The following is a 26,776-nucleotide window of genomic DNA, read 5'->3' on the forward strand; positions in this document are numbered from 1 at the left end:
AATAAAGGGACTGGATGAAACCTCCAGCCCCTTTTCGCTTTAAACCAAGCTTAGCTTACTCAGATGGCAGACCGCTGCTTCTTGACCCTTTTAACTCCATCGTAATGGCCTCCGCTTCCTCCCGGTTTGCTGCCGGGGCACTGATGATAAGCGGTGAATCCTGCGCATCATCCAGGGAAGTCAGCTGTTTATACAGCTCCGGGTCCGTAATTTCCAATGATACCTTTAGATCTGCCGAATCGAACAAAATTTGGCCGATAACCTTTCTGTCGCTCCCCTTATAAGTGACCAAGCCTGAACCGGGGGAAAAAAGGACGGGATCAAACCGGTATTGCTCCGCCAAAGTAAGCGATCCCTTGAAGCTGTTCTTTGTCCGGTTATATTGTCCCTGCAGCGAGAATTCGACTTCTTGGCTAACGCTGTTCCCATACATAAAAGCAGCATTGCTGATGCGGATCTCCTGAGCCGGTTTTGAGCAGCTTGTCAATAATATGTCCGTGTATAGCGGTCTCCCGGCTAATTCGAACCCGGATTATTTTTCGGACAGGACCCTTGCAATATCGAAAATAGGGTGCTATCCTTAAGTAAGCGTATACAGAACGGGTTGTTACTGTTAGATCAGGCAAAACCGTAACCTTTCGCAGGTTGGGTTTTGTCTTTTTTTTGTTGAGTAAAGAGGGTGACGTCTTGAAGATCAAGAAAATATTGAACAATAATGCAGTCGTAGCGTCCAAAGACGGCCAGGAAGTGATCGTGATCGGACGCGGAGTCGCCTACAACAAACGAGTCAGTGATGAAGTCAGCGAAGAGACGATCGAGAAGATTTTTACTCCGGAAAATGAAGAAATGAACAGCAAGTACAAAGCGCTTATCGCGGATATGCCGATCGAATATTTGCAGCTGTCCGAGCGGATTATCGCTTATGCGACGCTGAAGCTGGGGAAGAAGCTGAACGAAAGCCTCTACATCCACCTGACGGATCATATCCATTTTGCGGTGGAGCGGACGAACAACGGGCTGACCATCAAGAACGGCCTGCTCTGGGAGACCAAGCAGCTGTACAAGGAAGAATACGAAATCGGGCTTGAAGCGCTGAACATGATTTTGGAGCAGTTTGGCGTGATTCTTCCCGAGGACGAAGCCGGTTTCCTCGCACTGCATATCGTTAATGCCGAGATGAATGAAGAAATGCCTGTCGTCAAGAAGATGACGAAGATTATGCAGGAGATTTTGACCATCATCAAGTATCATTTCAAGGTCGAATTTGACGAGGATTCGCTGAGCTATTACCGGTTCATTACCCATCTGAAATTTTTCGCGCAGCGGCTCGTCAAGGGCACGCATTACAACCGCGACCAGTTCGAGGATATGCTATCGGTCGTCCGCGGGAAATATGCGGGGTCCTACGAATGCGCCTTGAAGATCCGCAAGTTCGTCGAGAACCAGTACAGCTATCAGCTGTCAGACGAAGAATTGATGTACCTGACGATCCACATTCAGCGGGTCGTTCATAAGAAAGATTCACAAACCATTTAGGGTGTTACCGCAAGGGCAAGCCTGAATTGAACCGCAGGGGTTCGATTTGGGCTTTTTTTGTACCCTTTTTACCTGATTCATTTGCTTAATACGTCAACACGTATCCAATAAGGAGGCATTTCCGATGAAATATGAAGAACTCGCGCATGAGATTGTGAAGCTGGTCGGCGGACGCGAAAATGTAAACGGGCTGGTTCACTGCGCAACCCGGCTCCGCTTCACTTTGAAAGATGATTCCAAAGCAGACAAGGAAGCGCTGCTCGGCACCAAGGGAGTGCTGACCGCCCAGTCGGCCGGAGGTGAATTCCAGGTCGTTATCGGCCCCCATGTATCCGAGGTCTATGAGACCATTCTGGCCCGTGAAGGCGTTCGCGGTGCTGGAGGAACCGGAGACGCGGCGGGCGCGGGCAAGCCGAAGGAGAAGCTGTCCAACCGGATCTTCGGTGTGATCTCCGGCAGCTTTGTGCCGCTGCTCGGCGCGATGGCCGGTTCCGGCATGCTGAAGGCGCTGCTCATTATTCTGGTTCAGGCCGGCGCGCTCACCGAACAAAGCTCTACGTACCTTATTCTTCAAGCGGCGGCGAACGCGGTGTTCTACTTCCTGCCGATCTTCCTCGGCATTACGCTGGCAACGACGCTTGGAGCCAACGGTTATGTAGGCGGGGTCATTGGCGCAGCGCTGCTTGAGCCGAACCTGACCGGGCTGGCATCGTTCAAAGGAGCCGTGACGTTCCTCAGCATTCCGGTTACAGTCGCCGATTACTCGTCGACGGTATTCCCGGTCTTTATCGCCGTATGCTTCTATGCCCTGCTGAACAAGCTCCTGAAAAAGATTATTCACCGGAATGTGCAGCTGTTCCTCGTTCCCATGCTCTGCCTGCTGATCATCGTGCCGCTGACGGTACTCGTATTTGGACCATTTGGCGTTTATGCCGGCAATGCGATCGCTTCGGCGGTTACGTTCCTTGCCGATAAGAGCGGCTGGCTGGCCGGCCTCGTTCTGGGCGGAAGCTGGATGTTCCTGACGCTGCTAGGCATTCACAACGGAATCATTCCGATCATCATTCAAAATCTGGGCAAAGGCGGCGATCCGCTGAGCGCCATGTTTGCAACCGCCGTATTCGCAGAGATGGGTCTGGCTGTAGGCATCCTGCTGCGTACCAAGGACAAAACGACCCGCACGCTGGCAAGCTCGACTGCCATTCCGGGACTGCTGGCCGGCGTGACGGAGCCGATCATCTACGGCTTCATCCTTCGTTACAAGCGCACGATTCCGTATGTTGTTATCGCAGGCGCCATCGGCGGTGCAATCTCAGGCGGACTTGGCAGTAAATCGGTTGCTTTCGCGTTCCCGAGCATTTTCTCGATTCCGGTCTTCACTCCGCTGGCCCCTTACGTAATCGGAATTACCGTTTCGTTTGTGCTGGCCGCAGTGCTGGTGTACTTCTTTGGTTATGAAGACAAGAAACAGCTGAAAGCCGCTGCCGCGGCTGATTTGGCTGATGGTACTGGGGCTGCTGGTTCCGGCTCCGCTCAGGAAGCCCAGTCCGGTGCCGCTGTTAACGCCAGCAAGCAGGAAACGGTGCTCAGCCCGCTGTCCGGTACGGTTAAGCCGCTGAGCAGTGTCAGCGACGGGGCTTTCGCCTCCGGCGCCATGGGACAGGGACTGGCCATTGAGCCGGATGCCGGGGAAGTGACCTCGCCGGTGAACGGCATTGTCACGAACGTCTTCCCTTCCAAACACGCCATCGGAATCACATCCGACAGCGGCGCGGAAATTCTGATTCATGTCGGCATTAATACCGTGAAGCTGAAAGGCGAGCATTTTACGGCAGTAGTCGAACAGGGTGCCCGGGTATCGGCCGGTGATCTCCTGCTGCGCTTCGAGCTTGAGAAGATCCGCGAAGCCGGATTTGAAACGATCACCCCGGTTATCGTTACGAATCCCGATCAGTATCTGGATATCCTCACAACGGAGCAAAAGCAGGTCGGCGCTGCCGATAAGCTGATGACGATTCTTTTTTAAAAATCAGCTGCTAACGATTCTTGACCAGACATTTAATTCAGACATTAATTCAGACATTTGATCCAAACACTATTTAAGGAGATGACAATATGACAGCTGCAACGTTTCCCGAGAATTTCCTGTGGGGAGGTGCGGTGGCGGCCAACCAGGTGGAAGGCGCGTACCGCGAGGGCGGCAAAGGGCTGAGCACGGCAGATGTGCTCCCCCCTGCTTCCGCCCGCTTCAAGCTTCTGTTTCACGGCAAAGGCGAAATTCCGCAAATCGAGCCGGGCACTTTTTACCCGTCGCACGAAGGGATCGACTTCTATCACCGGTACAAGGAGGATATCGCCCTGTTTGCCGAAATGGGCTTCAAAGTGTTCCGGACTTCGGTCGCCTGGACGAGAATTTTCCCGAATGGCGATGACGAAGCTCCGAATGAGGAAGGTTTGAAGTTCTACGACAATGTGATCGACGAGCTGCTGAAGCACGGCATTGAGCCGCTGCTTACGATCTCCCACTTCGACATGCCGCTTGCCCTGCTGGAGAACTACGGCGGCTGGCGCAATCGTGAGCTGGTTAAGCTGTATGAACGGTACGCCCGAACACTGTTTGAACGCTACAAAGGCAAAGTGAAATACTGGATTACGTTTAACGAGATCAACATGCTGGCGCATATTCCGTTTATCAGCGGGGGAATTGTCATTGCGGAAGGTGAAAATAAAGCTCAGGCCGTCTACCAGTCCGCGCACCATCAATTTCTTGCAAGCGCACTGGCCGTCAAGGCGGCGCGGGAGCTGAGGCCGGAGGCGATGATCGGCTGCATGGTGGCAGGCGGCGCGACCTATCCCCTCACCTCCAAACCCGAGGATTCGCTTGAAGCGATGGAGCACGACCGGATCACCCAGCTGTTTACGGACGTAATGGTGAAGGGCAGCTACCCGTACTACGCTGCGGACTTTTTCCGGAAAAAGAACGTCCAGCTGCAAACCGAGCCGGAGGACGCGGAGCTGCTGCGCCGGTACACGGTTGATTTCATCTCGTTCAGCTATTATACAAGCACGGCGGTCAGCAGCGATCCGGAGCATCCTGACAAGGCGTCAGGCAACCTGTTCGGCGGGGTCGTCAATCCATATCTGAAAGCAAGCGACTGGGGCTGGCAGATTGATCCGCTCGGCCTGCGCTATGCGCTGCACCAGCTGTACGAGCGTTACGGGAAACCGCTGTTCATTGTGGAGAACGGTCTCGGCGCGTCGGATGTGCTGGAGCCGGGGGATGTCGTGAACGACGACTACCGGATTGATTACCTGAACCGGCACCTGGCCGAAGCCCGGAAGGCGATTGAGGAAGGCGTCGAGCTGATCGGCTACACGAGCTGGGGCTGCATCGACCTGATCAGCGCTTCCACAGGCGAGATGAAGAAGCGTTACGGCTACATCTATGTCGACCGCGATAATGACGGAAGCGGCAGCCTGAGACGGGTGCGGAAGAAGAGCTTCCACTGGTATAAACAGGTGATTGCTACCAACGGCGCTTCTTTAAGCGAAGAATAAGGTTTGATCTTGGGCTCACTCTCTGATACTGATACGCCCTTTTGAAAAAAAACCTAAACCCATGCAGATACCATTCAAACGCAAAAATCAAACGCAAAAATTAAAAAGCTGCGCAGCAGGCCTTACGGCCCATGCGCAGCTTTTTGTTGTCCGGCTTCTTGTTGTCCGGCTTCTTGTTGTCCGGTTTCTTGTTGTCCGGTTTCTTGTAGTCCGGCTTGTATCTTATTTCTTTCGGGATGAGTTTATTCTTTATTACGGCAGCATATAACCCATTTCCCGCGCCGCTCCGGCCAGGACCGGGCCCAGCTCCTCCAGCTTCTCCCGGTTCAGCCGGCTGACCGGGCCGGATACGGAAAGGGCCGCAGCCAGCTGGCCGGAACGTCCGAAGATCGGCGCGGCCACCGCCGAGGCCCCGGGCTCCCGCTCTTCGTAGCTGGTCGCGTAGCCCTTCTCCCGGATCTCCTCCATCTGCCGGAGATACCCGTCCTTGTCTATGACCGGCGGCCAGTCCGGGCAGCCCAGCAGCCCCTCTATAAAGTCCTCCCCTGCAAAGGCTACAAGCACCTTGCTGGAGGCGCCGACGTACAGCGGCAGCCGGGCGCCTACGGGCGCTACCCGGCGGATGGCCTGATTGCTCTGCACCGCCTGAATCCGGAGACGGTCATTACCGTCCCGCAAGTAGAGACTCACCGTTTCGCCCAGCGTATCCCGCAGCTTCTCCATGCCCGGCAGCAGCAGCACTGCCGGGTCGTCATTGTGCGCCAAGTGGGCGGACAGCTCCCAAATCTTCATCCCCAGCCGGTATTTGTCCGTCGCGTTGTCCCGGATGACGAAGCCCCGCTCCTCGAGCGTGGTCAGCAGCCGGTGCACCGTGCTTTTGTGCAGGGCAATCTCCGCCGCAATCTCCGTCAGGCCCATTTCCTCCGATTTGGTAAAACACATCAATATATCAAGCGCTCTCTCTACAGCGCGGACCGTCAGCTTCCGGTCTTCCATCTCCTCGCCCTCCGTTTCATACTATGAAACATGGTTACATAAATTATAAACGTAACCGGCAAATCCGTCCATAAGACATACATCCTTCCAAATACCTATTCCTCATTGACTTTGCCGTTCCCCCAGCTTACGATTACTAATATCTGAAACGCATAAAGCGCTTTTATTCGACATTTCCCAGATGTCTTCGATTGCTTATCGGCCAAGGAGGGCAGTATGAATAAAACCGCAGACCAAGGCGAACTCGCCGGCCGGGAAGCGGGCATGAAATCAAGCCCGCCAGCGGAGATGGCACATGTTCTCTCACCAAGACGAATCAAATTCAGGCATATTCTGATCTCATTAGGAATGTCGGTCCTGTTTTTCTTTATATTCTGCTTTATTGTCCTGCACGGCTTTATTGCGTGGGTCTTATCGAATCCTACCGTTGCGCCGCTGTATTCCAATCCGAAGCTTGCCAAGAATATGGAATACGAGGATGTCTCCTTTCAGGCGCTCGACAACAGCCGCACCATGCACGGCTGGTACATTCCCGCAGCAGGCTCGAATAAAACCATTGTCTTCAGCCACGGATACGGAGCAAACCGCGAGGAAACCTGGATTCCGATGTATGACCTGGCCCATTTCGCCCACCAGCTGAACTTTAATGTGCTCATGTTTGATTACGGCTTCGCCGCCCAGAACAGCAAAGAAGTCGCTACCGGCGGCAAGAAGGAGGCCCAGCAGCTGCTCGGCGCCATTCAGTACGTGAAGCAGAAGGGCGCGAAGGAAATCGTCGTCTGGGGCTTCTCCATGGGCGCCGGAACCGCTCTGCAGGCCGGGCTTAAGACGCATGACGTCAGCGCCATGATTCTGGACAGCACTTTCCTGCTCGAGCCGGATACGCTGTACCACAATCTCAAGCAGCAGCTGCCGCTGCCGGAGCATCCTTCACTGGAAATACTGGAGGTGCTGCTGCCGGTGCTGAACGGAACAAGCCTGCGGCAGATTCCGTATCCTGAGGTGAAGAAGGAGGACTATCCTTTTCCCATTTATTTCATCCACGGTACTGAAGACGAGAAAGCCCCTTATCCAATTGCGGAGAAACTTGCCGCCAACCAGACGAGCCCGATCTCCGGCGTCTGGATTGTGCAGGGCGCGCATCACGAGCTGATCTTCCGGGAGCATTCCCGGGAATACCTGCGGCGGGTTTCGACTTTTCTAGCCCAGGTCAACGCATCCTTGAGCCAGGCCGCCAAATAAATTCCATAAGCTCCGGTAATGAGTCAACCCCTTCCAAGCATAATTCTGAAATATGAACCTATGCCGGAAGGGGTTTTATTATCCATGTTATTTATTTATGGCCCTTACCTGCCGATCCGCGTACTGGAGGAAATCCGGTTCTGGAAGCAGCAGGAGAAAGAGCATGTTGATGTCATAAAAGCCATTGTCCCGTCTCTCGAGGCCGTCTATGTCAAACTGCTGGATGATTGGGCAAAAGTATTCAGCGATACGGAAGCCGCAGCCGATTCCCTGCTGCAGTATGCGCTCTCCGCTCCCGCACATGCGCCGCTGAGCCCGGAGCTGGTCAGGCAGACGGAACGCCTGCTGGCCGCTTCCTTCCGCCAGTCCCAGGAATGGATCCGCCAGCTGGACGCCATTCTGCACCAGTCCCAGGCCGTTCAAGCCGTTCCTTTGGCCAAGGTTGTCCTGCTCCATATCATCCGGGAATCGGAATATTTCCTCGCTGTGCTGGAGACGCTCAATCAGCCCGGCCTGATCTCCCAGGCGGCTTCCAAGGTTCCGCCTGCGCCCGACCCTTATCATCACCAGCCCAAACCAGGTATCGAATTTTATTCCCGCAAGCTGGAGCAGAGCCTGACGCGGGAGGCGGAGGAGCAGGCCTCAGCGGAGGCGGCTTTGTCGCCGGGACAGCGGAACAAGGACGGTGCCGTTCCGATCGGCGGTCATCAGCTGCCGCCGCTGCCTTACCCGTATAACGGACTGGAGCCCTATATTGATGAAGCCACGGTACGGATTCACCATGACAAGCACCACCAGACTTATGTAGATGACCTCAACAAAGCGGAGAAGAAGCTGGAGGAAGCCCGCCAGTCCGGTGATTTCGATCTGATCAAACACTGGGAGCGCGAGCTTGCCTTTAACGGGGCCGGCCATTATCTGCATACGATCTATTGGGATACGATGAATCCAAAAGGCGGCGGCAGCCCGAGCGGCGCCCTTCTGGAGCAGATCAGCCGGGATTTTGGCAGCTTCGAAGCCTTCAAGGCCCAATTCTCGAAAGCTGCGGAGAAGGTGGAGGGCGGCGGCTGGGCCATTCTCGTCTGGAGCCCGCGGGCCCGCAGGCTGGAGATCCTGCAGGCCGAGAAGCACCAGAACCTGTCCCAGTGGGATGTCGTGCCCCTGCTGCCGCTTGATGTCTGGGAGCATTCCTATTACCTCAAGCATCAGAACAAACGGGCGGACTATATCAAGGACTGGTGGAACGTCGTTTATTGGCCTGCCGTGCTGGAGCGCTTCAAGCAAGCCCGCCAGCTTCAATGGACGCCTTATTAAGGCTCAGCCGTCATATTTCCGGCGCATGCCGGCCTTCAGCTCCTCGAGGATGCCGGCTGGCACCGCAAGCCGGGCCAGCGCCTCCGGCGCGGCCTCGGCGGCGCCGAACCGCTGCATCGCGGTCTGCTTCAGCGATGCGGTAAAAGCTTCGGCGGAAGGAACGCCGGCCAGCTCCTGCAGGCTGGCCATTGTTCCGCCTCTCACAACCGGGAAGCCCTCCTGCTGTCCGCAGGAGGCTTCCTCATAGAAATGGCGGACAAGCCCCGCCATTTCATCGCCCTGACCGCTTACGATCACGAAAGCGGTCAGGATGTACGCCTTCAGCTGGCGGCGCTGCGCAATGCCGCAGAACTTCCGGCCGCCGATGCTGATGTCGTAGTCGCCGGGACAGAAGGCCCCGGCGATTTCGCCGGCAGCGGCGGCCCCTGACCACGGCTGCACCGCGCCGCGGATAAACCCGGCCATCCGGGCAAAATCACGGTGAATGTTCAGATCCCCTGCCGCATGCGGCAGGATGATCGACACATTCACAACTCCCGGATGCAGCACTACGGCTGCGCCGCCGGACGGTCTGACGCAGACCGACCAGCCCTCGCTCCGCAGCCGCTCCATGGCTGCCGGCGCCCCCGGCAGCCTCCGGTCACGCAGGCCGAGCACCATGGCCTGCGGGTGCCGCCATAGATGAAGCAGCGGCGGCCCGCCTTCGCCGACTAATCTGCAGTAATATTCCTCCCTGGCAAAGTGGTCCAGGATATCCTCTCCCTGCAGCAGCGGGGCTTCAACGATGATCATTTCTTCAGGCAGCTCGCTCATGCCGCTCATCACATCACAACCTTTCCTTCCTCTTTCATTCTGCTCTTTCGTATGTAATAAAAAAAGGCCCTGCCCAAAAGGCAGGACCTCCTTCCGCCTGCCGGAAGTATTAATCCCTGATCAAAGATAAGAATTCCGAACGCGATGCCGGATCTGTACGGAAGGTGCCGCGAACGGCTGACGTAATTGTTCTGCTGCCGGGCTTCTTCACGCCCCGGGAGCACATGCACAAGTGTTCGCCTTCCACTACAACCATAACGCCCTGCGGCTTAAGCACCTCGTCCATCAGATCCGCGATCTGTGAGGTGATGCGTTCCTGCACCTGCAGCCGGCGGGTCACCGCCTCAACCAGACGGGCAAGCTTGCTGAGTCCCGCGATATGACCGCTTGGGATATAGCCGATGTGCACTTTGCCAAAGAAAGGCGCCATATGGTGCTCACATTGACTGTAGTACACGATATCCTTCACGATAACCAGTTCCTCATGATTCTCCTCGAACGTCACGCCGAGCACCTCACGGGGATCGACTTCATAGCCTGCAAAAATCTCTTCGTACATCCGGGTTACCCGGGCCGGAGTATCCAGCAGGCCTTCGCGTTCCACATCCTCGCCAATCAGCTTCAGAATCTCGCGGATATGATCCTCGATTTTTTCACGGTTCCTGCTTACCTGTGTGTTCAAATAATCTTTAACGCCTGCCATCACTGTCCCCCCTTTTCTCGTCATTCCTAAAAGAACAAAGCGGTATTATTTATTTTTCTTCCGGCCTGCTCCAGGCTTCGGCATTTGATGCTGCTGTTTCTTCATCATCTGCTGCGCACGCTGCATTTGTTTGCCGTTCAGGTTATACCCCATTTGTTTAGCCATTTGCTGCAGCATCTGCGGATCGTTCTGCATCTTGGTCAGCTGCTTCCGGAGATAGAAGACCCCGATTGCAAAACCGCCGGCCAGACCGACGATCAGTGTAAGAATTGGAATAATAATATTCCACATGGATAAGCCACCCCTGTATTATTCAAAATTCATAGTTGTACCGGGCATTTGTGCCGGGCACTAGATTTTATAATAGCATTCTTTGTCCAGCCGTAGCAAATGCAAATTAAGCCTGATTCCCCTCGGAGTTCAATTCCTCTGCCGCTCTATAGCGAGCAGGCTTTCCTTAACGCCAATGCCCCCGGCGTAGCCGGTCATTGCGCCGTTTGCACCCACAATCCGGTGGCAGGGAACAATGACGGGAACCGGGTTGCGGTTGTTCGCGCCGCCTACTGCCCGGACCGCTTTAGGCTGGCCGATCTGTTCGGCAATCGTCTTGTAGGACGCCGTCTGTCCGTATGGTACCTGAAGCAGCGCCTCCCACACCTTGAGCTGGAACGGGGTGCCTTTGAGATCAAGCTTCAGGTCAAAGGCCGTCCGTCTGCCCGCAAAATAATCGCCGAGCTGCTCCAGGCACTCCTTGAGCTCCGCGGAAGAACGCACAAGGCTAACGCCCGGCATATATTTGGCCGCCCACTTCTGTCTTGATTCACCGGTGGCTTCAGCGCCCCCAAATTGGATCAGGCAAATGCCCGCGGCGCTTCCGGCAACCGTCAGCAGCCCGATGGGCGAAGACATTTCTTCATAAAAAAGGGCTCCGCCTGCTTCCCGGGTCAGCTCTTCAGTACGTTGTCCAGCAGGCTGATCCATACTTTGTTCAGTAAGCTCCCGCTCAGCCGCTTCCCGCAGCTTCGCTTCGGCTTCTCTAATATAAGTCAGCACCATCTCATCACACTCCTTCTCCAGCGCCTGATTGATCGCTTCCAACGCCTCTTCTCCTCCAATCCGGCTGATCGCCCATGCCGCTGTTCCCCGGAGCTCCGGTCTCGGATCGTGAAGCAGCACTTCCATTAATTTCGGCAGGGCAGCACGGTCTTTAAAGTTGCCGAGCGCAATGACCGCATTGCGCTGGATCGGCTTCTTGCCGCGCCAGGCGGCCGCGGTCGGCCCAAAGCGGTCTTTGAAGTCCCGGTTGCTGATGTCAAGCAGCGGCTGCAGCAGCGGTTTAGCAATTTCCGGGTCAGGCTGGAGCTCCAGACGGTGGTCCCAGTGCTTGCCCCGGTTCTTCGGGCAGACCATCTGGCACGTATCACATCCGTACAAGCGGTTGCCGATCTTGAGCATAAACTCTTCGCTGAGAAAGCCTTTGGTCTGAGTCAAAAAGGATACGCAGCGCTGGGCATTCAGCATCCCGCCGCCGAGCAGCGCTCCTGTCGGACAGGCGTCCAGGCATTTGGTGCACTCTCCGCAGTCTTCGAGAACCGGCGGGTCCGGTTCAAAGGGCAGGTCTGTAATCATTTCGCCGAGATAGATCCAGGAGCCCCAGTCCGGCGAGATGATCAGTCCATTTTTCCCGGCAAAACCGATTCCCGCCCGCTCGGCCACCGCCCTGTCATTCAGCACCCCGGTGTCGACCATGCTCTCAATCCGGACGTCCGGCACCCGCTCTTTAATGAAAGCGGCCAGCTTGTCCATCGCTTCGCGCAGAACGGTATGATAATCCCTGCCCCAGGCCGACCGTGCCAAAATGCCCCGCGTTCTGCCCGGCTCCGATTTCGGCGGGTTGACCATCTTGGAGGGATAAGCCACTGCGACGGCAATAATGGATCTGGCTTCGGCCATCGTCAGCTTGGGATCCACCCGTTTATCTATATCTTTCTCCTCAAATCCGGATTCATAGCCTTTAGCCCTGATCTCCTCCAGAATCGGCTTCAGCGACAGAAAGGGATCTGCCGTCGTAAAGCCGACCTGGTCAATCCCGAGCCCGGAGGCCGCGGATTTGATCTCTTCCTTCAGCCATCCCCAGTCCTCAGCAGGTGTTGTATTCTTTTGTTCACGGGGATTATGCACGTTCAATCCGGTCACCTCTTTAAAGTAAGCATAATAATAGAAAAGCATATCTCCCCGCCCTTTGCAACGGCATGGAAGATATGCTCTATTAATTGTAAAATCAGGTATTGGCGTTCTTCATTTTATCTCAGCACAGAATGGACTGCGGCAATACTCAGCTTCTGGAAAGCTTCCAGCATCCGGCCTGCGTACCCCATTGCTTCATAAAGCGGCATAGCAGCCTTGTTATGTTCATCGCCTGCAATCATGATGCTGCTCACATTGCGCTGCTGGAACCGCTGCTCCATAGCCTGTACAAGAGCTTTCCCTACACCGCGCCGGCGGTGTTCAGGATGAACGGCAACCCGGTAAATGCAGCCCAGGTTCTGGTCAATCGTTCCGATTAACGCACCGATAATTCCCTCTTCCTCTTCCACAACCATAATCAGTTCTGAATCGAAAGACAATTGTCTTGCAAAAGCACGTCTGGTGTCTTCGTAACATTCTTCAGACAATGAAACCTGCAATAGGTCTGTCACCTTGGTGACATCGCTCAACTGAAAGGAACGAACGCGCATGCTTCTAATCTCCCTCTTCTTGTGCATGATAGATTTATGTAAAAATACAGGACGACCTTTACACAAATCAGAACCGGAAATCGTGACAAAAACCGATAAATATCGGTGTCTATAGTAATTAAACCATACTTATCTCCCGATTACACGCTTTTTCTTCTGAAAGCGCTTTATATTAAACGCTTACATTTTCTGTGAGGATTAACTCGATGTTAATAAAGGAATTGGCGGAAAAATACGGCTTTTACACTCTATTAACATTGGGATAACAAAGGTGATCAGCGGCGGGGCAACCAGCTGCGAAGCTGCATTTTTTTCTGCGGGGAAAAAGGCAGTCAGCGCCTCTAAATGGTTTGGATTTCCTGAAATTTGGTTAATATAATGAAGGCCTTTTTTCCAGATATGGATATCCGGCCGCTCTGGGGACGCCTGCCTAAGGCACGCTCCTTGAGAGTTAATCAACCTATTCCAAAGCTCAGGAGGTATTCGCAATGGCTTATGAATTACCGGCACTTCCTTATCCTGCAAACGCACTTGAACCTCACATTGACGAGCAGACGATGAATATTCACCACGACCGCCATCACAATACGTACGTAACGAACCTGAATAATGCACTCGAAAGCGCACCCGAGCTGCAGAGCAAAAGCGTCGAAGAGCTGATCGCAAATCTTGGCACGGTTCCGGAAAATATCCGCACAGCCGTCCGCAACAACGGCGGCGGCCATGCCAACCACTCCCTGTTCTGGACTGTGATCGGTCCAAACGGCGGCGGAGCGCCGACCGGCGAGGTAGCCGCAGCAATCGACAGCGATTTGGGCGGCTACGACAAATTCAAGGAGGAGTTCACCAAAGCGGCTACGACGCGCTTCGGCAGCGGCTGGGCGTGGCTGGTCGTAGGCAAGGACGGCAAGCTGGCCGTAACCAGCACACCGAACCAGGACAGCCCGCTGATGGAAGGCCTGACGCCGATCCTCGGCCTTGACGTTTGGGAGCACGCCTACTATCTGAAGTACCAGAACAAACGCCCGGATTACATCGCAGCCTTCTGGAATGTGATCAACTGGGATGAAGTGAACAAGCGTTATCTCGCGGCGAAATAAGCCTGCTTGGAAGCGGGAACGCGTATGCGGCTGAGCGTATGCGGCATAATAAGGAAGGCCCTCATCTCCTGTGGATGAGGGCCTTTCCTGTATGTCGATCGCCGAGATGATCTCGGGCTTATCCGATAGCTCTAAAGCTCTTCCCCGCTCTCTTCCTGCTCATCGAAATAGTGATTCAGAATCCGCAGGAAGACGTTGGGGAACGCCAGCTCTTCCATATCCTCGCGCGTAATCCAGCGCGAGGGGGAGGGCGGCGTAAGGGCAGGGGCAGCAGAGCCGCCCGCGGGGCTGCTGTCCCCCCGGCCTCCGCCGCCGGCTTCATAGGCCGCGCCTGCTTCCGCGGCCATCAGCCCCAGGGAAGCGTCACACGCTTCAGCCTGCTGGAACCTGAACACGCGCAGGTTCCAGTGGATATGGCTGAAGGTGTGCTCCGCTTCCATATAAAGGCCGAGCGGCCGGGCCGGAAGCCCTTCGGCCGCAAGGGCGGCGGCCAGCCGGTCCATCGCCGGACCTTCCGGCAGGCCGCCGCCTTCCCCTGGCTGGTCCTCCGCAGCCAGGACATGGGGCAGCTCCCACATGCGTGCGAGCAGCCCCGAGGCCGCGCGCTGACGCACCAGCACGCGGCCGGCCTGCGCGCCGGTCCCCTCGACCAAAGCCGCCAGCCTGAACTCCGGGCGCGGCTTCTTCGCTTTGGTCTTGACCGGCAGCTGCGCTTCCATGCCGGCGATCCGCGCCTGGCAGTGCTCCATCACCGGGCAGGTGAGGCAGTGCGGCGACTTCGGCGTGCAAACCAGCGCGCCAAGCTCCATCAGCGCCTGATTGAAGTCGGACGCCCTTCCCTCCGGGATCAGCCGCGCTGCCAGCGCCTCCATCTTCACGCGTGCTGCCGGCTTGGCGATGTCATCCTCAAGCAGGAAATAGCGGGACAATACCCGCATGACATTTCCGTCGACCGCCGGCTCCGGCTGGCCGAAGGCGATGCTGAGGATGGCACCGGCCGTGTACGGCCCAACTCCTTTTAAAGCTGAAACAGATGCTTTGTCGTCCGGCACCCTGCCTCCATGCAGCTCCACTACCTGCCGGGCAGCTGCCTGCAGATTGCGGGCACGGGAATAATACCCCAGCCCTTCCCAGCATTTCAGCACTTCTTCCTCCGGGGCCAGGGCGAGATCCGTCAAGGTGGGAAACCGTTCAATAAACCGTTGAAAATAAGGAATGACCGTATCCACCCTGGTCTGCTGCAGCATAATCTCCGATACCCAGATATAATAAGGGTCCCGCTGTCTGCGCCAAGGCAGATCCCGTTTGGCGGTCTCATACCAGTCCAGCAATTTATGACTGAAATACTGCTCTATATTCGTTTCGGACACTCTGTCTGTTCGCTCCCTTTGATGATAATCTTGCATGCTAACGCTGCTCCACCACACAGAAGGCTGAAGCCAGGCTGCGTTCATGCGTAATGCTGATATGAATGTTGAAAAGCTCCCGGCCGCTCTCGCCCCATCCGAGCCTTGCCCAGGCCGCCGCGCTGAGCGCAGCCGATGGTTTGCCCGAGGCATCGGGCAGAATTTCTATATCCTCAAAGCCCAGCTTGCTTCCGATCCCGCAGCCGAAAGCTTTGGACACCGCTTCCTTCGCCGCAAATCTGCCGGCCGCAAATTCGGCCGTTCTGCCGGCCGCTCCCGGCAGCGCACGCTCGGCTGGCGTCAGTATCCGCTCCAGAAAGCGGCCGCCCGAGCTGCGCTGCAGAATTGTTCCCATCCGCGCAATCTCGACCACATCATGGCCAATCCCATATATCAAATCCAGCACTTCCTCCCAGAACCGGCATCCACGCACGCAGTCCAGATAAATAAGTCAACCTTCCGCAATCTACGCTTCATTGTAGCAGGACAAACCGGGGGATGCGAGCCCCCGCAGGGCGCATGGTATAATTAACCAACAGATTTTTCCCGAGGCTTTGGTCGCCTTGCGCAGCCTTGAACAGACAGCCTGAAACCGTATCAGCAAAAATCGTCAAGAAGCCGCCTTCCTCTTCTTCTATACTAGAACCATGACCGGTCTGGAGGATGTTCATGAACAACAAAGCGATTATACAGGGCATCATCAACTACATCGAGAGCCATTTATCGGATGAGCTGACGCTCAGACGGCTTGCGGAGCTGGCGCATTATTCGGAGTACCATTTTCACCGGTTGTTTCAATTCTTTACCGGTATGACAGTCATGTGCTACATCCGCAGCAGGCGGCTGGTCCGGGCTGCTTCCCTGATCAGGGAGACCGACCGCAAGCTGCTGGATATTGCGCTGGAATGCGGCTTCCAGAGCCCGGAGACCTTCTCGCGCAACTTCCGCAAAGCCTTCGGCATCATGCCGTCCGACCTGCGCAGAAACGAAGCTGCCGTCACGCTGCCTCACGCCCTGCTTGCACTGCCTTCCCCCATAAATCTGATGGCGGCCGCCAAAGACGGCCGGCTGTCCCGCGATTGGAGAGATTGGAATATGGATTATAAGCTCGTCACTTTGCCGGCTTCCCGTATCATCGGCTACCGGATCGAAACCACCGTGGATAACTCGCAGAACAACAAGGACATCCCCGCCTTCTGGCAGCACTACATGAAAAATAAGCTGTGGGAGAACATCCCCGGCAAGCTCCGGAACGTTGAGCTCGGCGTCTGCACGGAAAGTACCGAAGACGGCAGGTTCGGTTATGTAATCGGCTATGAGGCAGCTCCCGGAACGGCAGTTCCGGACGGCCTGGTGGAATATCATCTTCCGGAGCACGAATATGCCGTATTTACGACCCCTGAGGCGGATGCGGACCAGTTCACGGATACGATTCAAAACACCTGGAATTACATTTTCAGCGAATGGTTCTCTTCCTCCGGGTTTGAGCATGCCAAGGCGCCCGAGATTGAATGGTATGACGAGCGCTGCATGACCGAGACCGGCAAGCAAATGGACATTTATGTTCCGGTTAAGCCTGCCGCCAATACGGTCAGCTGAGTCCGAACGGTCAACTGAGTCCAAGCGGTCGCTTTCATACACTTGATCAAGCCGGCGGCAGCGCCCGCATTAAAAAAAGCTTCCCGCATAATTGCCGGGAAGCTTTTCACCTTTTTATTCAATTAAATCCCTGGAATGGTGCTCCGCTTGTGCTCTGTCCGCTTATAGAAGCTCTCCAGGATTTCTTTGGCCTTCGGATTGATCTCCTTGCCCTCCAGATAATCACTGTTGTCGTCGTAGCTTACGCCGAGCTCTCCCTCGTCGGTTTGGCCTTCCCAAAGTCCGGCAGTCGGGGCCTTATCCAGCACGGACTGCGGAACACCCACATACGCAGCGACCTGACGGATTTGGCGTTTATTGAGGGAACTGAGCGGTGTAATGTCAACGGCGCCGTCGCCCCATTTGGTGTAGAAGCCGGTCAGCGCCTCGGAAGCATGGTCTGTGCCGACAACGAGCAGATGAAGCTCAAAGGCAAGAGCGTACTGCGCTACCATCCGCATCCGGGCTTTAATGTTGCCTTTGCCCTGGTAGGTCATATGACGGGACTGGCCGAGCTTCTTCAACCCATGCTCCACCTCCAGCGCCACTTCATCGACGGCTTCCTGAATATTGGTCTCCGCCACGTTCTTCAGGTTAAATTTCTCCGCCACAGCGTAGCTGTCCTGGATATCTACCTGCTCTCCGTACGGCTGGAAGACTCCCAGCGTGATATATTCCTCGCCTTGTTCAGCCGTCAGCTCGTCAGTAGCCTGTTTGCAAAGGGCCACAGCTACTGCGCTGTCAATGCCGCCGCTGATGGCAATCAGCAGCCCCTTCGTATTGGAGCGGGTTACATATTCTTTGAGAAAATCAACACGTTTGCGTACTTCAGCTGCCGGGTCAATGCTTGGCTTCACGCCCAGCTTCTCAATAATCTCCTGCTGCAAGCTCATTACGGCTCACTCCTTATCCTTATCATTAAGTGTATATGTATAACTTAACGCCCTGCCGCAGCATGAAACAGAGATCATGCAGAGGGCAGGGCGCATTATGATATTCAAGGCAGTTTATTTATTTGCAGAAACGATCGAAGGCCGCTGTCAGGTCACTTGCAATTTCAAGCGCAGAGTGGTCTTCAATTTGATGACGCTCGATAAAATGAACGAGCTCTCCGTCTTTCATCAAGGCTACGGATGGAGAAGACGGCGGGTACGGAGCGAAATATTCGCGCGCTTTCGCAGTGGCTTCTTTATCCTGTCCGGCGAACACGGTATAGAGCTGGTCCGGCACAACACTATGCTGCAGCGCCTCCACTACTCCCGGACGTGCCTGGCCTGCGGCGCAGCCGCACACCGAATTCACGACTACCAGAGCCGTACCCTTCATGGAGGAGAACTTCTCTTCCACTTCATCAGGGGTGCGCAGCTCTTGAATTCCGGCAGAGGTCAACTCGTCTCTCATCGGTTGAACCATATCTCTCATATATTGGTCAAAAGACATTGCCATTTCAATATCACTCCTTATGCTTGGCTTGCCATACTCCGGCAAAGTTTTATTTTGCCGATTCTATTTTATTATACCTTCATAAAAGAGGAAATCAACTCATCCATCCTCTTACAGCAGGGCTCAGTTTGGCCGGCCCGGATCGGGGAAAAGAACCGCGAACGTCGTACCGACGCCAACCTCGGATTCGACGCTCACCCGGCCGTTGTGACGTTCCACAATGCTTTTGCAGAGCGCCAGGCCAAGCCCTGTCCCCTTCGCTTTCGTCGTAAAGAACGGCTGGAACAGATTCTCCCGCTTGTTCGGCGGGATGCCCGGCCCGGTGTCGCTGACCAGCAGCTCAACGCCTGCCGCAACCTTCCGCGTCTCCAGCGTTAGCAGCCCCTTGTCCTCCATGGCCTCCATGCCGTTGCGGCACAGGTTAAGGATAAGCTGCTTGATTTCTTTCGGATTCAGCTCCAGCAGCGGAACTTCCTCGTCCAGCTTCACCTCGATGCTCTGTCCCCTTAAGTTGGCGTCCGCCCATAATAAAGGGGTCAGTTCGTGGATGATGGCATCCAGCGAGGTCGGTTCCTTCCGGACAGGCCGGTTCTGGGCCAGCGACAAGAAGTCGTTGATAATTCCGTTCGCGCGGTCCAGCTCTTCCAGTACAATCCGGTAATAATGGTCCAGGGAATCGGGACTCTTCTCCCTCATCAGCTGCAGAAAGCCCCGCACCACGGCCATCGGGTTCCGGATTTCGTGCGTAATCCCGGCCGCCATCTGCCCTACCAGGCTCAGACGGTCCACGTGCCTGAGCTCAAGCCGCAGGGTCTCCAGCTCCGTAATATCCTGCACCACGACGACTGCCCCGATCGCTTCATCAGAATGCCTTTTGAGGATAGGGGAAATACTGGTAAACAGAGTGGTGTCCTGAATCTGAACCAGCTCGCTCACGGGGGATTGACTCCTTATCAGCGCTGCAAGCCCGTCCTGCAGCTGCTTGGTCTTGATCTGCAGGGATTCCAGCACCGGCTCCAGCGGAAGCCCCAGCAAATCTCTGCCTGAGGCGCCCGGGTCCGTTTGGCGGAGCAGCTTCAGGAAGGTCTGGTTCAGCATGGTAACGCGGCCCTCCCGGTCCAGCAGCACCACTGAAAGAGGCGCGGCGTCCATCATCTGCTGCATCTTCTCCTCTTCCCGGTAATACCGGCTGGACAATGCTTCGACTTGAAGGCGACTCTTATGCTTATCTAATGTATCTTCAATAATATAAACCAGAATAATTCCCGCCACGATCATGAGCAGTATATTGGAATAGAGCGCAAAAGCTAAAGAAGAGTGATTTGCCAAGCTCTCCTTATGTAAATAAAAAGGGGATGTTGCCGACAGCAGTGAACCGACTAAAATAAATATAGCCAGCATGCCTGACTTCCCTGTGCGGGTCAATACAAGAAACCTGGTTCGCGACATCAGCACGAGCGGGAAGATCAGCAATCCCGTGTCCAGCAGAAAATTCGATAAGGTCCAAAACTCCTGAAAAACCGTGAATAAGACGAGCTGCAGCACGGCCAGAACAGCCGAATAAGCGAACTTCTCATATAGCATAGCTGTAAAGAGAGGGACCATTCCATAGGACAGCGGAATAATACCGAAAAGTTCTGTGGTGTATATGGAGGAGAAAATCATACTTATCGCACAGGTTACCGCCAGTACAACGTGATAGCCTCTTTGCCTGTCCAGTCCAGGTTCTCTCAGGAACAAGGCATCTGCCCTCTCAAACAGCAGCGGGAACAAGATTCCCGGCGTCAGAGCGAGCAGAAACAGAAACAGCATTTCCTGAACTGCGCTCAATAATTATCCCTCCTTAAACGGGATGTATAGACACCTATTCAATTGAATTAAAGCACAAGCGACAATATTTTACAATAATACTTACTCCAGAAGACAGGAAAATTAACAAAGGCTGCTTTATCCAGGCGTGGTTGTTATTATAGCTGTCAGGGTTGACTTTATCCGGGTTATTTGGAACCATCTAATCAGATCATCAAAGTTTGCCGGACTGGCCGAATTGGTCTTCAGGATGGCTACACTTCAACAAGGAAAGGATTATGTATGAATAAATACGATGTAATCGTGATCGGGGGAGGCCCCTCAGGGCTTATGTCTTCCATAGCAGCCGCGGAGCAGGGGGCATCGGTCCTTCTGCTTGATAAAGGAGACAAGCTGGGCCGGAAGCTTGGCATTTCCGGCGGCGGCCGCTGCAATGTAACCAACGCTAAAGATACGGATGAACTGATCCGGTTTATTCCCGGAAACGGCCGTTTCTTATATAGTTCACTTAACCGATTCGGAAGCTCCGAAATCATAGACTTTTTCGAAGGCTTGGGGATCCGGCTGAAGGAAGAGGATAACGGCAGAATGTTCCCCGTATCGGACAAGGCCAAGACGGTGGTGGAAGCCCTGATTGGCAAAGCTTCGGCCTTGGGGGTGGAGATGCGCGTGAACTCTCCTGTAAAAAGCCTATTATACGGCGAAGAGGGCATCCAGGGCGTAAAGCTGCAGGATGGCGCGGAAATCGGCGCTGCTGCCGTTATCGTGGCTACAGGCGGCCGCTCCGTCCCTCACACCGGCTCTACGGGAGATGGCTACCCTTGGGCGGAAGCCGCCGGCCATACGATAACCGAGCTTTATCCGACAGAGGTTCCGATCACTTCGGCAGAAGCTTTTATCCAAAACAGGGAGCTGCAGGGCCTGTCGCTTCGCGACGTCGAGCTTGCGGTGCTGGACCCTAAAGGCAAGAAGGTTATCGCGCACCGCGGGGATATGATCTTCACGCATTTTGGAGTATCCGGCCCCATCGCGCTGCGCTGCAGCCAGTTTATCCGCCAGGTCCGCAGAAAGCACCGCATTCCGGAGGTGACGCTGGCGATTGACCTGTTCCCTGACCGCTCTCCGGATGAAGCCGGCTCCTGGCTGCGCGGGCTCGTTCAGGCGGAGCCGAAGAAGACGCTGAAGAACGTCCTTAAAGGCACCATTCCCGAGCGGCTGCTGCCTGTTTTGTTCAAGAAAGCGGAGCTTTCGCCGGATACGACCTTCGAGCATCTGCCGAAGGAGCCGTGGCAGGCGTTTGCAGCTGCCGTAAAATCTTTCCGCCTCCAGGCCAGCGGCACCCGGCCGTTTGAAGAGGCCTTCGTGACCGGCGGCGGCGTCCATTTGAAGGAAATCGACCCCGGCACGATGCAGTCGAAGCTGATGCCCGGCCTCTATTTCTGCGGGGAGATCCTCGATGTCCACGGCTATACCGGCGGCTATAACATTACCGCAGCGTTCTCAACCGGACATGCGGCCGGCGCCCACGCCGGGGAAGCGGCTTTGAGCCGGGGGCGGGGATAACCTCTCCCCGGCCCGCTTCTTTCCCCTATTCTTTCCCCTATTCTTTTCCCTCTTCTTCCTTTCTTCCTTTTTTCCCTTCCCCTGCCTTAAATCCGCCATGCTCACGATCTCTCCCGCGCGTTATGGCGCAGCTGAATGATAAAAGCGATCCCGGCATCCGCAAAAGGCAGGATGCCGGGATCGCTTTTATGGCGGTGCTTTTTCCGGTGCGGTTAGGCGCGGTTAGTCCGGTCAGACGATCAATCCGGTCAGACGATCAATCCGGTCAGACGATCAATCCGGTCAGACGGTCAGCCCGGTCAGACGGTCAGCCCGGTCAGACGGTCAGCACGAACGGCTTGACCTGAGGCTGGATCTGCTTAACCTGCATGCCCCGGAACGGCTGCTGCAGCCTTCTCTCCCTCCAGCTTAACTGCAGCCATTTGATCTTTCTTCAGAATAACCGCTTTGCCGCCCAGCAGCACGAGGCCCAGCAGAGCGACCAGCATCCCCGAGATTTTAAACGCCGTGAAAGCACCGAAGGCGGTAACCAGATAGCCGCCGATCAACGGCCCGACGAGGGAAGCGGAGGATATAACGCTGTTGACCGTGCCAAACACGCGGCCTGTCAGCCGTTCCGGTGTCCGTTTCTGCAGCTCCGTCTGGAAGGGAATGAAGGTCATGCCTGCCCCAAGCCCTACAACCATAAAGGAGAGAATCATTTCCGCCATTCCGGTCCAGCTGCTGAAATCGCCATACTGGGCAAGCAGGCTGGCCAGATAGAACACAACGCCCATCAAGGCCGAGCCAAATCCCATCTTGGCCAGCGGCGACCAGGATTTCAGCAGGCGGACGATGACGGCAGCAGCAAGGGTGCCGACGCCGCTTAACGCGATGCACCAGCCCAGCATGTCGTCCGGCACATTCGGAATCTCACGGAACAAGACGACCGTCTGCGAATCCGCAATCTGCAGAACCGCCAGCACCAGCGCCAGCGCAGCCAGTCCATAGGCGATTACAGGAATAGCGGCGATGGTCCGCAGACCGCCGGCCAGTTCGCTCAGGAAGCTCTGCCTGCTCTTGCCGGCATCCGCTTCTCTGCCCAAATGCTGCGCCCGGCCGGACTCTCCTGCCCCGGGCAGCGCCAGCTGGCTGCGCACAGGCACCCGGAATAAGAATAAAGCTGAAATCAGGAAGGTTAACGCGTTCAGCATAAAGCAGGCCTGAAGGCCAAAGAGAGCGGTCAGCAGGCCGCCAAGGGCGGGACCGGCGATTTTGCAGCTCTGCTCGATAATGGCGCTGTAGGATACGGCCTGCTCCAGCTGTGCGCGGGGGACGATTTCCTTGATCTTGCCGCTTTTGGCAGGCCCGAACATGACGTCAAAGGCGCTCTTGGCAATCAGCAGCAGATACAGCTGCCACAGCTCCTGGACAAAAGCCATTCCAAGCACCACAAAAATCCGGATCAAATCCGCCCAGATCATGATCTTCTTGCGCTCAACCCTGTCGGCCAGCATGCCTGCGAGCGGCCCGCCGATCAGCACGGGGAGCAGCATGCACAGCGTGACGCCTGTTATCTGCCATGGGGTAGCATCCCATTTTAATCCGACCAAGGTCAAAATCGCCAGAATCGTCAGCCATTCGCCGAGATTGGACACGATCTGCGAGCCCAGCAGCGATAAGTATTTGCGGTTTTTGAGCAGCGGCTCCGCAGCCAGACTGCCTTCCGGTGCATGGCCTCCTGCCGAACTGTCATCATTAGCGGTATTCATCCGAAAATCCACTCCCGTTTGATTGATATCCCCATTGTAGGAAGATTTCGGAAAGTATCCATCCGTCCGGGGGCGGATTTGGCGGGACCTGGAGGCTGTATTTTTACACCGTCTGAAGCTAGAAGGTCTGTGAAAAAATATTTAGCCCAAATTGTGATAAATTATATTTTTCCAACCCGGGGCTCTGAATTAAGATACAGGTACAAAAGCTCTAACAACCTTTGTTCAATTAAGGGAAAACTTTAAATAAGGCGGGATTAACATGTTGAAAACTGAGGAGCAACAAGCGGAATTGTCTCTGCATTTGTACAGGGTCCTTGCAAAGTCTTTCAAAAGCGTGAACGAGCATGCCGTAACGGCCAGCAAGCTTCAGGGCTTTAACCCTACGGCTTTTTCCGTGCTGGAGGTTCTGTACTACAAAGGGCCGCAGCCGATTCAGCAGATCGGGGCCAAGCTCCTGCTTCAAAGCGGAAATGTTACGTATGTAATAGACAAGCTGGAAGCCGGGGGACTGCTGCACCGCACTCCTTGTGCGCGCGACCGGCGCGTGATTTTTGCTGAATTGACGCCAAAAGGCAAAGAGCTGATGGATCAGCTGTATCCTGAATTCGAGGACCGGATTGACCACGCCCTGAGCGGCCTGAACGACAGTGAGAAGAAAGTGATGATCGAGCTGCTCAAGAAGATGGGTATGGAAGCCGAGAAGCTGCCGCCCCTGCCCCGCAAATAAGACTGCGAATAAGACTGCAAATAGACTGCTGCCTGCCGCCAGGCCAGACCACATCTCTGACTGACGGGCTGCAGGACCTGCTGATCTGCTAAAAAAAATCCTCCGGACTTTGAGATCCGAAGGATTTTTCCGTTATTTTCCGCTAAATGAGCGGGGTTAAGCCTTTCAATCAGGAATGCGACGGGTCCAGATCGGTGTTCTTGTCCCGGTGCTCGCTGGTGATGTGCCTGCGGTCATTGCGGTCCTGATTGAGCTGCTGGGCATGATGGCTGTTCACTGCGGTGATCTCCAGCGCTTCCACTTCGTTCTGCAGATTCTTGTCGACTCCGCCTTTGGCTTTGGTCATGATGGGTCTCCTTTGCTCCAGTTTAGGAAGGATCGGTAACGTTATGCAGCACTTGGGCGCATTCATGGATATGGCGTCTGTAGTCGTTGACCAGCTCCTTAACCGTAGCGTTATGCTCGTCGATGGAGCGTCCGGCCTTCTCGACGTCGAGCAGCGCCACGTTTACCTCTCTCGTATCCTCATAAGTGCATCTGAAGTCCAATCCATACATTTGATGGCCTGCGGCATTAATGTGCACGCAGATTGCCTGCGGGTTCGCGTTATCCGCCAGAACCTTCATGGAATCGCCGGGCCCGAGCATTTTGGGCAGCTGCTCCTGCCAGGCCTGAACGAGCGTATGCTGATCCATTTGCAGCGGTTTATCCAATATATCCACCTCCCCTTTTTCTATAAAATGCGGAGAGGCGGCTGATTTTATGCGTCAGCGCAGCCGGCCCTTATCCAGCTGAAACCTTATATCGGCATATTCGTTAAAAAGCTCCGGCTCATGCGTAATGAGCAGCAGTCCTGCGCCTTCATCCGCCGCCTGGCGGCAAAGCCGGGCGAGCAGGCCGGCCGAGGCAAAGTCCGTCCCTGCTGTCGGTTCATCGAGCACATACAGAAGCTTGGGAACCATAAACTGGACAACCGCGCCCAGCAGACGCTGCTCACCGCCGCTGAGCAGATAAGGGGACAAGTACGCCTTTGAGGAAAGCCCCGCCTCCCTGAGCAGCAGTCCTGCCCGCTCCAGATACGGCTTCAGCGCAGGCTGCTCCTGCGCCCATTCCAAGCGGCTCCCCGCATCCCCCTGCCACTGCTTCGGCACGCGGAGCTTCAGCAGAGACAGCGGCTCAAAGAGCATCTCCTCCAGCACGCTTCCGGTCACAAACTGATGCGCAGGCTCCTGAAAAACATAGCCAACATGGCGGGCAAGCTGCGCCGCCTTCATCCGGCCGATGTCCATCCCGTCCAGGAACAGCATGCCTTTGGGTGCCCGAAGCAGGCCGATCAGCAGGCGGGACAGCGTAGTCTTGCCGGACCCGTTCTCGCCGCAGAGCAGCCCCATCTGCCCCGCGCCAAGGTGCAGGCTCACGCCCCTGAGCGCCTCAGCGCCCGAAGGGTACTGGAAGCGCAGGCCGCGCAGCTCCAGCAGCCGGTCTGCCGGGGTAGCGGCTGAGGGGGGCTGCGGCGGCGGCGAGGATGCAGGTGCGGATGATGGCGGCGGCGATGAGTCCAGCGAGGGTGCAGCTGGCGAGGACGGCGGCGGCGAGAACGGTGAGGATGCCGGCTTGGCCGAGGGCCGTGACGCCGTTGGTGACGGCGATCGCGGCGGCGATGCCGAGGATGCCGACGGCGGCGCAGCCGGAAGCACGCCGAGCGCGGCGAGGCGGGCGCGGGCCTCCCCGCTGCGCAGCAGCACGGCGGGCGTGCCCTCCAGCACGGCACGCCCGCCGTCCAGCACGACCAGCCGCTGCGCCGCGGCGGCGGCTGCGTCGATCCGGGCCGACACCGTAATGACGGTGCGGCCCGCGGCGCTCAGCCTGTCCAGCAGGCTGAGCAGCTGCTGCTGCGCGGCTTTGTCGAGCCGCGCGAAGGGATCGTCCAGCACCACGATAGGCGTGTGCATGGACAAAACAGCTCCGGCGGCGGCGCGCTGCCGCTGGCCGCCGGACAGCTCGTGAACCCGGCTGTGCCGGAGCGGCACCAGGTTCACGCCGCGCAGCACCTCTTCGACCCGCTGCCTGATCTCCTCTGGCGGCACCTGCATATTTTCCGGACCGAAGGCGATTTCGTCCTCCACAATCCCCTGGACCAGCTGGGCGTCAGGATCCTGAAACAAGGCGCTGATGACCTCTGCCCTGCCGGCAGTTCCAGCCATGGCGGGGTCAATGCCCCCAACCCGGATCCCGCCAGTCAGGCCGTCCTTCCCGGCATGCGGGAGCTGTCCGGTCAGCAGCTGAAGCAGCGTGGATTTGCCGCTGCCGCTTCGTCCGGCGATATGGACTCTTTCACCCGCCCGGATATGCAGAGAAAGGCCGTCCAGAATGAACGGCCCCTCTCTATTGTAAGAGTAAGTAACGTCTTCAACGCTGATTTCTCCGCGGTTCATA

The 26,776-nt window shown here is 56.0% G+C and carries 27 protein-coding genes; 10 read left to right on the forward strand and 17 right to left on the reverse strand.

Annotation, left to right across the window (positions count from 1 at the left end; translation table 11 throughout):
- Positions 1-55: 55 nt before the first annotated feature.
- Positions 56-487: a hypothetical protein gene (locus tag FCN15_RS10315; RefSeq protein WP_162515340.1), complete on the reverse strand. Its 432-nt coding sequence runs from the start codon at positions 485-487 to the stop codon at positions 56-58.
- Between the two features lie 200 nt (positions 488-687).
- Here FCN15_RS10315 and licT point away from each other — a divergent pair, with 200 nt between their 5' ends.
- The 3 genes from licT to FCN15_RS10330 all read left to right on the forward strand — a co-directional run bounded on the left by licT (position 688) and on the right by FCN15_RS10330 (position 5,094).
- Positions 688-1,536 (forward strand): BglG family transcription antiterminator LicT, encoded by an 849-nt coding sequence (licT, locus tag FCN15_RS10320; RefSeq protein WP_138494932.1) that lies wholly within the window; start codon positions 688-690, stop codon positions 1,534-1,536.
- 124 nt (positions 1,537-1,660) lie between these two features.
- A complete protein-coding gene (locus tag FCN15_RS10325; protein ID WP_138494933.1) occupies positions 1,661-3,562 on the forward strand; it encodes a beta-glucoside-specific PTS transporter subunit IIABC in 1,902 nt (633 codons plus the stop codon).
- Positions 3,563-3,651: 89 nt separating this feature from the next.
- The gene (locus tag FCN15_RS10330) at positions 3,652-5,094 is read left to right on the forward strand and encodes a glycoside hydrolase family 1 protein (RefSeq protein ID WP_138494934.1); all 1,443 of its coding nucleotides are present in this window, start codon (positions 3,652-3,654) and stop codon (positions 5,092-5,094) included.
- A gap of 252 nt (positions 5,095-5,346) precedes the next feature.
- Here FCN15_RS10330 and FCN15_RS10340 read toward each other — a convergent pair whose 3' ends face one another.
- Entirely contained in the window at positions 5,347-6,090 is a 744-nt protein-coding gene (locus FCN15_RS10340; protein WP_138494935.1) for an IclR family transcriptional regulator, read from the reverse strand.
- Between the two features lie 288 nt (positions 6,091-6,378).
- Between FCN15_RS10340 and FCN15_RS10345 the strand changes: the two genes are divergently transcribed.
- On the forward strand, positions 6,379-7,332 hold the full coding sequence (locus FCN15_RS10345; RefSeq protein ID WP_420819566.1) for an alpha/beta hydrolase: 954 nt from the start codon (positions 6,379-6,381) through the stop codon (positions 7,330-7,332).
- A gap of 84 nt (positions 7,333-7,416) precedes the next feature.
- Positions 7,417-8,646, forward strand: a complete 1,230-nt coding sequence (locus FCN15_RS10350) for a Fe-Mn family superoxide dismutase (RefSeq protein WP_138494937.1) — start codon at positions 7,417-7,419, stop codon at positions 8,644-8,646.
- A gap of 3 nt (positions 8,647-8,649) precedes the next feature.
- Here FCN15_RS10350 and FCN15_RS10355 read toward each other — a convergent pair whose 3' ends face one another.
- From FCN15_RS10355 to FCN15_RS10375, 5 genes are all read right to left on the reverse strand, one after another.
- Positions 8,650-9,459, reverse strand: coding sequence for a lipoate--protein ligase family protein (locus FCN15_RS10355; protein WP_238996616.1), 810 nt, complete (start codon positions 9,457-9,459; stop codon positions 8,650-8,652).
- Positions 9,460-9,568: 109 nt separating this feature from the next.
- Positions 9,569-10,162: a GTP cyclohydrolase I FolE gene (gene folE, locus FCN15_RS10360; protein ID WP_138494939.1), complete on the reverse strand. Its 594-nt coding sequence runs from the start codon at positions 10,160-10,162 to the stop codon at positions 9,569-9,571.
- A gap of 45 nt (positions 10,163-10,207) precedes the next feature.
- Entirely contained in the window at positions 10,208-10,453 is a 246-nt protein-coding gene (locus FCN15_RS10365; RefSeq protein WP_138494940.1) for a YneF family protein, read from the reverse strand.
- 129 nt (positions 10,454-10,582) lie between these two features.
- Complete coding sequence (queG, locus tag FCN15_RS10370; protein ID WP_138494941.1) at positions 10,583-12,391, reverse strand: tRNA epoxyqueuosine(34) reductase QueG; 1,809 nt, start codon at positions 12,389-12,391, stop codon at positions 10,583-10,585.
- Between the two features lie 74 nt (positions 12,392-12,465).
- Entirely contained in the window at positions 12,466-12,900 is a 435-nt protein-coding gene (locus tag FCN15_RS10375) for a GNAT family N-acetyltransferase (protein ID WP_138494942.1), read from the reverse strand.
- Between the two features lie 488 nt (positions 12,901-13,388).
- Here FCN15_RS10375 and FCN15_RS10380 point away from each other — a divergent pair, with 488 nt between their 5' ends.
- Entirely contained in the window at positions 13,389-14,000 is a 612-nt protein-coding gene (locus FCN15_RS10380) for a superoxide dismutase (RefSeq protein ID WP_138494943.1), read from the forward strand.
- Between the two features lie 131 nt (positions 14,001-14,131).
- Here FCN15_RS10380 and mutY read toward each other — a convergent pair whose 3' ends face one another.
- The 3 genes from mutY to FCN15_RS19180 all read right to left on the reverse strand — a co-directional run bounded on the left by mutY (position 14,132) and on the right by FCN15_RS19180 (position 16,077).
- Positions 14,132-15,370, reverse strand: coding sequence for an A/G-specific adenine glycosylase (gene mutY, locus FCN15_RS10385; protein WP_138494944.1), 1,239 nt, complete (start codon positions 15,368-15,370; stop codon positions 14,132-14,134).
- A gap of 37 nt (positions 15,371-15,407) precedes the next feature.
- Positions 15,408-15,803, reverse strand: coding sequence for a holo-ACP synthase (gene acpS / locus FCN15_RS10390; RefSeq protein WP_138494945.1), 396 nt, complete (start codon positions 15,801-15,803; stop codon positions 15,408-15,410).
- A gap of 76 nt (positions 15,804-15,879) precedes the next feature.
- Complete coding sequence (locus tag FCN15_RS19180) at positions 15,880-16,077, reverse strand: hypothetical protein (protein ID WP_162515341.1); 198 nt, start codon at positions 16,075-16,077, stop codon at positions 15,880-15,882.
- On the opposite strand from FCN15_RS19180, the gene FCN15_RS10395 reads away from it, so the two are divergent.
- A complete protein-coding gene (locus FCN15_RS10395) occupies positions 16,076-17,005 on the forward strand; it encodes an AraC family transcriptional regulator (protein WP_162515342.1) in 930 nt (309 codons plus the stop codon). The two genes, FCN15_RS19180 and FCN15_RS10395, sit on opposite strands and share 2 nt — an antisense overlap.
- A gap of 122 nt (positions 17,006-17,127) precedes the next feature.
- Here the strand turns inward: FCN15_RS10395 and nadE are convergent, their stop codons facing one another.
- The 3 genes from nadE to FCN15_RS10410 form a co-directional block, all read right to left on the reverse strand.
- Positions 17,128-17,937, reverse strand: coding sequence for an ammonia-dependent NAD(+) synthetase (nadE, locus tag FCN15_RS10400; protein WP_138494947.1), 810 nt, complete (start codon positions 17,935-17,937; stop codon positions 17,128-17,130).
- Between the two features lie 118 nt (positions 17,938-18,055).
- On the reverse strand, positions 18,056-18,490 hold the full coding sequence (locus FCN15_RS10405) for a BrxA/BrxB family bacilliredoxin (RefSeq protein WP_138494948.1): 435 nt from the start codon (positions 18,488-18,490) through the stop codon (positions 18,056-18,058).
- A 120-nt stretch (positions 18,491-18,610) separates the two neighbouring features.
- On the reverse strand, positions 18,611-20,317 hold the full coding sequence (locus FCN15_RS10410; protein WP_138494949.1) for a two-component system sensor histidine kinase NtrB: 1,707 nt from the start codon (positions 20,315-20,317) through the stop codon (positions 18,611-18,613).
- 261 nt (positions 20,318-20,578) lie between these two features.
- Between FCN15_RS10410 and FCN15_RS10415 the strand changes: the two genes are divergently transcribed.
- Complete coding sequence (locus tag FCN15_RS10415; protein ID WP_138494950.1) at positions 20,579-21,859, forward strand: BaiN/RdsA family NAD(P)/FAD-dependent oxidoreductase; 1,281 nt, start codon at positions 20,579-20,581, stop codon at positions 21,857-21,859.
- Between the two features lie 122 nt (positions 21,860-21,981).
- Positions 21,982-22,206, forward strand: coding sequence for a hypothetical protein (locus FCN15_RS10420; protein ID WP_138494951.1), 225 nt, complete (start codon positions 21,982-21,984; stop codon positions 22,204-22,206).
- A 12-nt stretch (positions 22,207-22,218) separates the two neighbouring features.
- Here the strand turns inward: FCN15_RS10420 and FCN15_RS10425 are convergent, their stop codons facing one another.
- Positions 22,219-23,610 (reverse strand): MFS transporter, encoded by a 1,392-nt coding sequence (locus FCN15_RS10425; protein WP_138494952.1) that lies wholly within the window; start codon positions 23,608-23,610, stop codon positions 22,219-22,221.
- 262 nt (positions 23,611-23,872) lie between these two features.
- Here FCN15_RS10425 and FCN15_RS10430 point away from each other — a divergent pair, with 262 nt between their 5' ends.
- Positions 23,873-24,340, forward strand: a complete 468-nt coding sequence (locus FCN15_RS10430) for a MarR family winged helix-turn-helix transcriptional regulator (RefSeq protein WP_138494953.1) — start codon at positions 23,873-23,875, stop codon at positions 24,338-24,340.
- A 169-nt stretch (positions 24,341-24,509) separates the two neighbouring features.
- Here the strand turns inward: FCN15_RS10430 and FCN15_RS19305 are convergent, their stop codons facing one another.
- From FCN15_RS19305 to FCN15_RS10440, 3 genes are read right to left on the reverse strand one after another with little or no spacing between them, the layout of a single operon-like run.
- Entirely contained in the window at positions 24,510-24,686 is a 177-nt protein-coding gene (locus tag FCN15_RS19305) for a hypothetical protein (RefSeq protein ID WP_203232123.1), read from the reverse strand.
- Positions 24,687-24,708: 22 nt separating this feature from the next.
- Positions 24,709-25,053, reverse strand: a complete 345-nt coding sequence (locus tag FCN15_RS10435) for a hypothetical protein (protein WP_138494954.1) — start codon at positions 25,051-25,053, stop codon at positions 24,709-24,711.
- Between the two features lie 54 nt (positions 25,054-25,107).
- On the reverse strand, positions 25,108-26,775 hold the full coding sequence (locus FCN15_RS10440) for an ABC transporter ATP-binding protein (RefSeq protein WP_138494955.1): 1,668 nt from the start codon (positions 26,773-26,775) through the stop codon (positions 25,108-25,110).
- Between the last annotated feature and the right edge of the window lies 1 nt (position 26,776).

It is taken from the genome of Paenibacillus pinistramenti, assembly GCF_005869875.1.
In the GTDB taxonomy this organism is placed as follows: Bacteria; Bacillota; Bacilli; order Paenibacillales; family Paenibacillaceae; genus Fontibacillus; species Fontibacillus pinistramenti.